Origin of the sequence: Pseudomonas donghuensis (genome assembly GCF_000259195.1) — a bacterium.
GTDB classification, from domain to species: Bacteria; Pseudomonadota; Gammaproteobacteria; order Pseudomonadales; family Pseudomonadaceae; genus Aquipseudomonas; species Aquipseudomonas donghuensis.
The window spans coordinates 232,920-242,048 of the sequence record NZ_JH650762.1; the positions used below are offsets into that span (position 1 = coordinate 232,920).

8 protein-coding genes and 1 pseudogene are annotated in these 9,129 nt (G+C 57.2%); 5 read left to right on the forward strand and 4 right to left on the reverse strand.

The window, feature by feature from the left end:
- Positions 1–10: 10 nt before the first annotated feature.
- A complete protein-coding gene (locus UW3_RS0111375) occupies positions 11–1,120 on the reverse strand; it encodes a methyl-accepting chemotaxis protein (protein ID WP_414867358.1) in 1,110 nt (369 codons plus the stop codon).
- Positions 1,121–1,297: 177 nt separating this feature from the next.
- Positions 1,298–1,564: pseudogene (locus UW3_RS30220) on the reverse strand (PAS domain-containing protein); the annotation flags it as partial.
- 278 nt (positions 1,565–1,842) lie between these two features.
- Here UW3_RS30220 and UW3_RS0111380 point away from each other — a divergent pair.
- From UW3_RS0111380 to UW3_RS30080, 5 genes are all read left to right on the forward strand, one after another.
- On the forward strand, positions 1,843–2,157 hold the full coding sequence (locus UW3_RS0111380; protein ID WP_010222571.1) for a helix-turn-helix domain-containing protein: 315 nt from the start codon (positions 1,843–1,845) through the stop codon (positions 2,155–2,157).
- 1,353 nt (positions 2,158–3,510) lie between these two features.
- Complete coding sequence (locus UW3_RS0111390) at positions 3,511–3,705, forward strand: hypothetical protein (RefSeq protein WP_036995533.1); 195 nt, start codon at positions 3,511–3,513, stop codon at positions 3,703–3,705.
- Positions 3,706–3,750: 45 nt separating this feature from the next.
- Positions 3,751–4,137: a type II toxin-antitoxin system YafO family toxin gene (locus UW3_RS0111395; protein ID WP_010222573.1), complete on the forward strand. Its 387-nt coding sequence runs from the start codon at positions 3,751–3,753 to the stop codon at positions 4,135–4,137.
- A 70-nt stretch (positions 4,138–4,207) separates the two neighbouring features.
- The gene (locus tag UW3_RS0111400; RefSeq protein ID WP_148276792.1) at positions 4,208–4,660 is read left to right on the forward strand and encodes a hypothetical protein; all 453 of its coding nucleotides are present in this window, start codon (positions 4,208–4,210) and stop codon (positions 4,658–4,660) included.
- Between the two features lie 618 nt (positions 4,661–5,278).
- Entirely contained in the window at positions 5,279–5,401 is a 123-nt protein-coding gene (locus tag UW3_RS30080) for a hypothetical protein (protein ID WP_272942702.1), read from the forward strand.
- A 55-nt stretch (positions 5,402–5,456) separates the two neighbouring features.
- Here UW3_RS30080 and UW3_RS0111415 read toward each other — a convergent pair whose 3' ends face one another.
- Positions 5,457–6,023, reverse strand: coding sequence for a hypothetical protein (locus UW3_RS0111415; protein WP_010222575.1), 567 nt, complete (start codon positions 6,021–6,023; stop codon positions 5,457–5,459).
- Between the two features lie 80 nt (positions 6,024–6,103).
- A complete protein-coding gene (locus tag UW3_RS0111420) occupies positions 6,104–8,917 on the reverse strand; it encodes a TrlF family AAA-like ATPase (RefSeq protein ID WP_010222576.1) in 2,814 nt (937 codons plus the stop codon).
- Positions 8,918–9,129 lie beyond the last annotated feature (212 nt).

The following is a 9,129-nucleotide window of genomic DNA, read 5'->3' on the forward strand; positions in this document are numbered from 1 at the left end:
GCCCTGGTGGCTAGCGGTTGAAGCGCTCGACCAGGGCCCGCAGGCCCGAAGAAATGCTTTGCAGCTCGGCGCCACGGCTGGCCGCGGCATTGGCGTTGCGCGCGGTGGCCTGCACCGTGCTGGCAACGTTGTTGATCTGCTCGCTGACTTCTTCGGCCACCGAGGATTGTTCTTGCGAGGCGGCGGCCATCTGCTGGCTCATGTCGCTGATGCGCTCGACGGCGGCACGAATGCCCTGCAAGGCGCGTTGCGCCTCCAGCACCTGGGCCACGCCCTGCTCGGCCTCGTTGATACCGAGGCTGGCGATACTCACCGCCTCGTCGGCACCGCTGCGCAGGTTCTCGATGATGCCCTGGATCTGCACGGTCGACTGCCGGGTCTTGGCCGCCAGGGCGCGAACCTCGTCGGCGACCACGGCAAAACCACGGCCCTGCTCGCCCGCGCGGGCCGCTTCAATGGCGGCGTTGAGCGCCAGCAGGTTGGTTTGCTCGGCAATCGCGCGGATCACTTCAGCGGCGAGCATGATGTCCTGGGTCTGCCCGGCCAGGTGGGTGACCGCCTGGTTGATCTGGCTGACGGTATTGGCCAGCAACTGGATGGCCTCGCGGCTGGTGCCAGCGACCTGGCTGCCCTGCTCGGCCAGTTGGTTGGCGGTCTGCGCCTGGACTGCGGTTTGCTGCACATGCTCGGCCACCTCGCCGATGGACGCAGCCATTTCGGTCATGGCGGTGGCGGTCATGTCGGTTTCCGCGCGCTGTTCCAGCAACGCGGTTTCGGTGTTCCTGGACAGACGACTGGAGTCGCTGGCGGCTTCGGCCATCTGCGTGGCCAGGTCGCTCAGGCGGGTGAGCGCGGTCTTGAGCCGCGCTTCTTCGCTGATCAGGATCATCTGCAATTGTGCTGCCGAGCCCAGTTGATCGCTGTAGGTCAGGGCGCTGATCGGGTCGGCAAAGGTGTGATTCGAGCACGCCACGATCTGCCCAAGCTGGCGGCCCAAGCGGCTGTGGGCCCAAAGGCCGATCAGCCCGAACAGGCCAAGGGTAATGCCCTGGCCCGGCCAGCCCGGCAGCGCCTGGTTGGCGGCCACCGCCACTGCACCGGCCGCCAATGGCAGGCTCATCACCTGGCTCAGTTGGGCCAGGCGGCGGCCGGCCGACACCGCAGGCTTGCCTTCACGCAACCGCGCATACAGTTCCTCGGCCCGGCGCACCTGCTCGCGGGTCGGCTTGACCCGCACCGATTCGTAGCCGACCAGGTGGCCGTCTTCGAGGATCGGCGTGACATAGGCGCTGACCCAGTAGAAGTTACCGTTCTTGCAGCGGTTCTTGACGATCCCCATCCAGCTCTGGCCAGCCTTGAGGTACTGCCACATCAGCGCGAACACCGCTGGCGGCATGTCCGGGTGGCGGACCAGATTGTGCGGGCTGCCGATCAGCTCGGCCTGGCTGAAACCGCTCATGGCGGCGAATTCGGCGTTGCAGTAGGTGATATTACTGGCGGTGTCGGTAGCGGAAATAAGCCGCTGGTCCTCGCCGAAAGTCTGCTCGACCGAGGTGACCGGCATGTTGAGACGCACGATAAAACTCCATTTGCTGTGGTCTGCCAGGTTGTCCTGTGCAGCGCACGAACCATTCGTCCGACATCGAGATCAGCCTTCTGCCGAGGTGCTTTGCTGAATACTCTCAGCCTGCTGCCCCCGGTTGAAACTCGATGGCTTTTGGCCTGTCCAAACCGGTAATTCTACGAATTACATCACATTATGCAAATAAAGGTGATGAATCGTGGCGTTGCCTAATGCGCATAGATATCGTTAAGTTCTTGATTCTAAATGGGAATTAAGCGATGACAAATTCAAGTTTGGGTTCGGCCATCAGACGTTACCGCAAGGTAGCCGGGCTCACTCAGGCTGAACTTGGCGAGAAAACCGGTTTTGACCCCAAGACCATCAGTCGCTTCGAAACCGGCACCTACACCCCCAGCGTGGAAGCCCTGTCGACCTTCTCCGAGGCGCTGGGGATCAAACTCAAAGCCTTCTTCGCAGACGAGGACGACGAAGATGAGCAACGTGCCTACCTCTTCGGCGTCATCCATAAGGCCCCTTCCCAGGACCTGGGAAAGCTGATCGCGGCGGTAGACCTGGCCTTGTCCAAGCCTTAGTCCCGGCAACACGGAAAAAGCGGCAGGTTGAACCTGCCGCTTTTTTTTGCCCGGGTATTGCACCAACTGGTCAGACCGGTAAAGCCAATTCTCACCCACTCAACCGAAAACCCCTTGAATTTGCATTCGAAACGATTTTATTTGCAGCACTTTTAGATCTCTAGCTATGAGGTAAAGACTGGTATGACCGGACCGAACGAGGAAATTCGGGCTTAACAGCTTTTTGCGTCCCAAGCGATCGACTGAATTTTCAACAAAACCAAGTACGGAGCGATTGGGTTGACACTCGGGTCACACCAAGAGGGCTTCTGACGTGCAACAACCAGTTTTTACTGGTCTGACCGGTACTGTCTCATTAGTCAGGCTGTTCGCTATTTGGAGGAAACGGTAGGCCTGTGCAGCCCTTGGCAGCGATGGCGATGGTGCTCAACACCATCAGAGCTCATCTTGTCGGACATGCTGTACCGACCCTGGTCATTGGAGGGGCGGAAAAGCGGTTGAGTTTTGAAGTTTATGACCCAACTCGGGCGCGCCGAGCAAGGCGTACATGGCATGTGGCGCAGAGGTCGATGGACTCCTCTGTAGACCTTTTCCGTGTAATCGCCCGCCGGCACCTCTAAAAGGGCAATGCCGCCCTATTCGACAAAAGGGGCATCGGCTAACCGGTCAGCCACAAGCCGTCCCTCCAGGAGCGCTTGTCGAGCGATAAGACTGCCGCGAAGCATCAGCAAGACCTGGGCATAAGCATGGAGCAACACCCGACCCTTCGTGGGCGGGGTGAAGCGGCCGGGATCGTAGTTCCCGGGACCAGCCTGTCAAGAGTCGAGCTTTTGGCCCATCACCGTACCGGTAAGGTTGGTTCAGCGCATATATGTGTTAGGCCATCGCTTGCCTCGACAAGAGACTTCTTTCGATACACCTTTTTGTGCCCCTCCCGGACCACCACAATGCGGTCGATCAGCTCTCGATGTCCTTGAGCAGCTCGGCCTCCAGCTCGGCCAGGTCGTCGGCGCCGACCACGGACTTTTGCGTCGCGTGGCGAATGCCGCAGCGCTGCCCGTTCGTCAACGTCCCAGCCGATCAGCCGTTTAAATACGTGCTCGCCACACGCGGCGTGATGTCAACCCCGCATCTGCCGGCGATGGCAAGCGGGCTCCCAATGTCCGTTGCGATGTATTTGAGGAAATTCTTCAGCAGCCGATCGTAGGCTGCGGATGTTCGCCTGCGCATCCACAAGCGACCTCTGCGCGTTCTAGAGGGGTCTGAAGCGAGCCCTGCTATCATTTTGCCGTTGATCAAATTTGAGTAAGGGCTTAGGATCACTATCACGAATCCTTTACGGAGGAATACCACATGCTTATGTACTTGGAACCGGGCAAGCTCACGTTCGGCCAGCTGAGCCACCTGAGTCAGCCGGCCAAACCGAAGCCGCGCGTCAAGAAAGGGACCCCACGCGACATCACTGTCGTCGTCAGGGAAGCCACCCGCATCGGCAATGAAGAGTTCACCCAGTTCGTTGCTACCGGCAAACTCCGGTCGACTAAGTGAGGCTTAGTGGATCGAACACCACGGGTATTCGTAACCCAAGAGTTCATGCGGCTTCCTGACTGGCACGATCTTTACGTCGACTTCTACAACTTCAAAATTTGTGAGCAGCCCTACCCCGTCGTGTGGGGCCGCGACTCCTCCCTCTACCAGCCCCCCCTTTGGCACATTCAGCTGACCGATCTTCAGGCGGCGCTTGATCGCTGGGCTAAGATCGAGGACCCGTTTAAGCGAACGATCAAAGAGTCTGAGGCCGCGCACGATTCGTGGCTGATTTACGCCAAAGATCCTCACGCCCCGCGGTATCTGCTGATGCGCATTTTCGGTCCTAACGCTCATTCTCGGGAAGACCAGAAACGATTCCTGACGGAGCTCAAAGTCGAGGTAGCGGACAAGTGGATCAACGGTGCGGAGTACCACGAGCCGCCCGCGTAACGGGAGTGCTTTGCTCCGGTAACACCCAATTGTCACTGGACCCTCCCCTCCCTACTGCAGGTTTTCTGGCTTGCTTGAACCTCCCCCCGCCGATAGAGTGGCCATTTGCTATTTGCTCATGGTGTCCAATGAAAGGCGTTTTCTCGCAGTCGGTTTGGGTCTGTTTTTAGGCAGTGCAGCCGCGGCGGACAGGCCCTACCACATCAACCTGACTCATATGACCCATGGGAATGGTAATGCAACCTGCCTCCAGGTGCTGACCGCAAACCGAACCGTACAAGATCAGCTTGATAACTGGGCTGACGGTTTCATCACTGGTGTTAATGTGTTCTCGACTGCGACGCCGGCTAACTCCAAAGCGAAGAACGAAATGGGGAGCATCGAGGAGGATTTCCTCATGAACTCTTTGGCAGCTCGGGGCGCATTCATCAGGGACTATTGCTTCAAAAACCAGGACAATAGATATGCGGACGGGGTTGCAGCCTGGGTGGAGCACATCATCACCACGCCCCGCAAAAAGTAACGCCCACTAAGTACCAGCGTGGTGATGACTGAGACGATCTGCCGGAGTTTGTCGAACCGCACATCGTTGAGAGCCCTAGCATGTCGCAACATCGGCGCTGGCTTGCTCAGCGCCTGAAGGGGTGGTCGCAAGTGCGCCACTATAACGACGAAGGCGAGTAGCTCACTCCGTTTTTGTACCAGGCCACGCTTTTCTGGTGCTTGGTATGCCCTGCTCAGAACCGGTTACCTCTTCCCCCTTGCGCCGCCAGTATGTCCAGTTTTCGGATGACGACAGCAATTGCTATCAGGTGGACCTGTTCGATGACCAACTGATGCAGGTCGAAAAGCTGCCCCCCCTCCCCCAAATCCTTTGACCGGCACGAGTGGGAATACGCCGACTATCACCAAGCGCTGTGTGCGGACTGCCGGGGACGCAGCCGCTGCTGGCTGGATCAACGCTCCCGCCAGCCACTTCACCCTGGAGTGCGAGTTGCGGATGGAGATCACGCCCGAGCCGGACGAGACCCTCTGCACCTTGCATACCGACAACCCTGGCCTCGCCATGGAAGTGCTAGAACGCGCGCACAAAGGACAGTTCATGCATTACGAGCGCGCTGAATTCGGCACGAGGTAAGCCATGCGCATCGACCTGCCAACGCAGCACACACGCGCAGACTTCAGCCGGACACTGAGTTTTATCGACGCGACGGTTTTCCAAAATACGCGTTTGATCGGCCGTCGTGCGACGCTCACCGATTAGTGCAGCGCCCCACTCCTTGGCGCGAGCGCCTTTGGCGGCAGTACGCTGCCAAGCGTCACAGCAGAAGACCTAGAAAATAGAGTGCCGTCAGGCACAGCGCGGCACCATGCTTCAGCCAAAAACCTTCAACAAAACCGCGGTCACTGTTCAGTAAAATCAGCGCAGAGAGCAAAGTAGACGCCAGAACTAAATATTTTCCGCCTAAGTATAAGAACATTTCGCCTGCGCCAGGCACGCCGGTCGGAGTGACGAGGATAACGCTAAAGGTCACAGCGCCCTCGACAAACACCAAGCTAATCAAAAAATTAGCCGGCACAATTACTATATAACGATTAAAAAAAGAATGGACCGCCGACCGCGCCTGCCAGACACTCTTGATGAATGACACCAGCAACGTATAGACCGACAGCACAAACATGCTTTTTCCCGCTTCATGCTCAGTCATAATATCTGACACATGCTTTATTAACTCAACTCCGAAAAGCTCAGTCTTAAACGGGAGCTGTATCACTATCCACCCCACGACGGAAAAAATCACAGCAAAAGTACAAAACAACGTGAGCGGCGCTTCAAAATCAAGCTCAACTCGACCAACAAACTTGCGCCAATACGATACAACCATGCCTATCACTTCCTTATCTACCACCAAAAATCAGTTTCAAACTAAACAGGGCGCGCCTCAGCGCACCCTATCGCTTCAATTTAAAAATGGTACTTTTCGAATCGCCGCTTGAAAGCCTCTGCTGAGCCTTCCATAATGTTTAATACTGCATTGGCGGTATCCGACTGATCGAGCCCGCCTACGGCTAACCGCTCTCCACGACCGTTTTTAACATCCAGTGCAAAGACCAAATCAGTGTCAGCATTGACGGGTAGATTGGCATTATGGGTAGCCAAAATTAGTTGCCGACGATTCTTGACCTTGCGCAGCAAGGGCACTAGCTCATGGTAGATAAAGTTCGAATCAAGCTCGTCTTCTGGCTGGTCGATGACGATAGGGCCATCACCCTGCGCCAGTAACAGCTTCAGCACGGCTGTGTTCCGCTGTCCCTCTGAAAGTGCCCGACTTTGAATGCTTCCGACCAGGGTGCCATCGGCGCGGTACAGTTCAAGGTCAACCTGATCCTCAATGCGAGTCAACCGTGCAGCACGCCATTTATCCTTCTGTTCAACGAGATGCTTACGAATATCGCCGGTGAGCCCCTCCAGCTGTTGAGGCACAAGGATTTGTTCCATCAAGACGGTTCTGATGTGCAGCCAAGGCGAGTAAGTCGCTGGTTGATTGGCGGCCACATAGCTCTGAAAGTCTGCAAACAGTACTTCGCCAATCTGTGTCCACGCCCTGCCGATGCGGGCGCGCCCGTCCGGAGCCAGCCCCTCCCAGAGCTGTTGAAAGTGGGCTTCATCACCCATAGGCTGCACGAGGATGTTGATCGAACGATTGGCTTTCTCGGAAATTTCCACGGCGGTTCGACTACGAACAGACAATTGTTCTGCCCATAATGCGTGCAGCTCTTCTACTAGGGCGGAGAGCTTTTCCACCGCAGGCTCTAGGCCCTCGATCTGTTTGCGCAGCTGTTCCAGGTTTCCCTGTTTGATTTGCCGCGTCTTGTCGATTTCCTGGAGCCGCGCGACATCCTGAGGCAGCAGTCCCCTGTCCTGGCAAGCCTGCATAAATCCATCTTTAATGGTCGTCAGCTCAGCCGACACCGCCTCCCAACCCTGCATACGCTGCTCTAATTCAGCCGCTTCCCGTTGCATGGACGTCGCCAGCACGACCAGTTGTTCTGAGTATTTCAGACGCAGCGCCGACGCACCCTCGGTGTAGGCATTAAACCAGCCCGCCATGGGCCAGGTTTCGATCTTGCCATCGTTCAGCCCCCCCGGCTGGGCAAGCGTTTCGGCGAGGGCAGTAATTGCCTGAGCGTCGCTGACTGACTGAGCCTTGGCTTTTTCGAAGTACTGACGACTGGCCTCGGCTCGCTGGAACTGCAGCGCTTCTGCCTGAATTTCTTTACGGGCTTGCCACTGACGATTGAGCTCAGTCAGTTGTTGCGCCACGTCCTTCTCCGCATTGCGCAATTCGGCCAATTGATCGGAAGCGGCAAAGACCTGCATGATTTCGGCGCGCAGAGTATTTTCACGGGCTTTGAGTGCCTGCAGCTCTGCACTGCAGGCCTCATCTAGCATGCTCAGCAAGCTGCTCTCGCCGCCGACATTGGTGAGATCGCTGAGTTGTTGTTGGCTGTAGAACTGGATGGGGATCTGCTTGAGGTAAGCAGCAGTATCCAAGACTTCACCCTGCACAATTTGGTGAGGGCCCTCCGGCCGCAGCGAAATAACATCCACTTGACCGGGCACCGCCTCCCAACCGATCTGGATCTCGGCGTCACCGGTAAAGGTTTGACGCAGGCGGTCGAACTTCGCCTGAATGAAAGCAGAGAACTGGCCACCCGCATCCCTGGCGAACGCGAAACGCAGCAACTCCATCAGGGTCGATTTACCCGTTCCCCGGCCGCCAATGATCGTGTTCAGATTGGGTGAGAAATACAGCTCCTGGTCGGCGAGGAACGTCAACCCGCGGCACTTCAGAAAAACGATACGGGGATGCGTCTGCTCATCCGAGGGGCGAGCATCTTGAATTCTGAGCCGAGACGCACCGTCCAGGAAGGCCTGACGCAGCGCCGCAATAGAAGGCTTCGAGGCTTTTACCCAGGTTGACCGATAACCCAATGAGTTGGCCAGTGGCTGTCCGTCTTCGCCCACTTTCAACGATTTGGCATCAGAGGATTGGACGTATGCGGGCTGACGCCCGCGCCTGGACCAATTCCGATCACGTCCCTGCAAAATTGACCGAATGTTTGCCGGCATCGGGTAAGTGGCGACCTCCACCGCAAGCAGCTGGGGAATTTGGTAGTCCGCAATGTTGTTGGGCGAGGTCAACATGCCATCGGCCTGATCGGCATGGGCCGCGATGACAAGTCCATCATGCTGCTCGACCACTTCGATCAGCTCTTTCAGGCTCAGGGTACGCCCGTCACGACGCAGTTGCAGGGGCACCCCAGCCCGAAAGCGCTCATGCTCGGCCAACCCCAGTTTGCTGAGGATCATGTTGAGACGTTGAATGTCCCGCTGTCTCTTGGCCGGTTGGAACAAGCAGAGCACGTGGTAGCCGATGTCCACTTCGAAACCTGGAAAAAGAGCCAGCGGTTCACGCTCCAGGTCCTTGGCCACCGATCTGTTTTGTTCGACTAGATGGGTGAGGAACCAGTCCCGCGGTTCGGATTTTTCCGAGAAGTTGTGATCGGTGATGCCGACCATCTGGAGCTCAAGCTCGTGACAGCGTCGCAGAAAGCGCCGGGCTTTCTCCTGAATGCCCAGCTCACAAGCCGTCCCTTCTACCAGTGGCCGCCGCTCATGCAAACGCAGATCATCGTCAGCCCAATGGCGATTATCCTCCGGCGTCTGAACCTGAAAGTCCGTTTTGAACCAACGCATGCCCTGATAATCGCTCATCGCCCCCCCCAAGTCCTTTTCGCGGTCAGCTGGACTGCCCAGCATGCCGTCATAGTGACAGCATACAATTTCTACGGGGGTTGGCTGAAAAGATAGGGGAAACTGGAGCTGACAGGTCACTCACGCGACACCCAACGATGCACAATACTCTGCTACAAGCCGTCACAAATGCCTGCAGCAGGAGGGTCAGGCCATCCGGAAACACTGGCAAT

Coding starts and splice junctions, on each gene's coding strand:
- UW3_RS0111375 (WP_414867358.1), bottom strand. CDS start 1,120: ATGAGCCTGCCATTGGCGGCCGGTGCAGTGGCGGTGGCCGCCAACCAG.
- UW3_RS0111380 (WP_010222571.1), top strand. CDS start 1,843: ATGACAAATTCAAGTTTGGGTTCGGCCATCAGACGTTACCGCAAGGTA.
- UW3_RS0111390 (WP_036995533.1), top strand. CDS start 3,511: ATGCTTATGTACTTGGAACCGGGCAAGCTCACGTTCGGCCAGCTGAGC.
- UW3_RS0111395 (WP_010222573.1), top strand. CDS start 3,751: ATGCGGCTTCCTGACTGGCACGATCTTTACGTCGACTTCTACAACTTC.
- UW3_RS30080 (WP_272942702.1), top strand. CDS start 5,279: ATGCGCATCGACCTGCCAACGCAGCACACACGCGCAGACTTCAGCCGG.
- UW3_RS0111415 (WP_010222575.1), bottom strand. CDS start 6,023: ATGGTTGTATCGTATTGGCGCAAGTTTGTTGGTCGAGTTGAGCTTGAT.
- UW3_RS0111420 (WP_010222576.1), bottom strand. CDS start 8,917: ATGAGCGATTATCAGGGCATGCGTTGGTTCAAAACGGACTTTCAGGTT.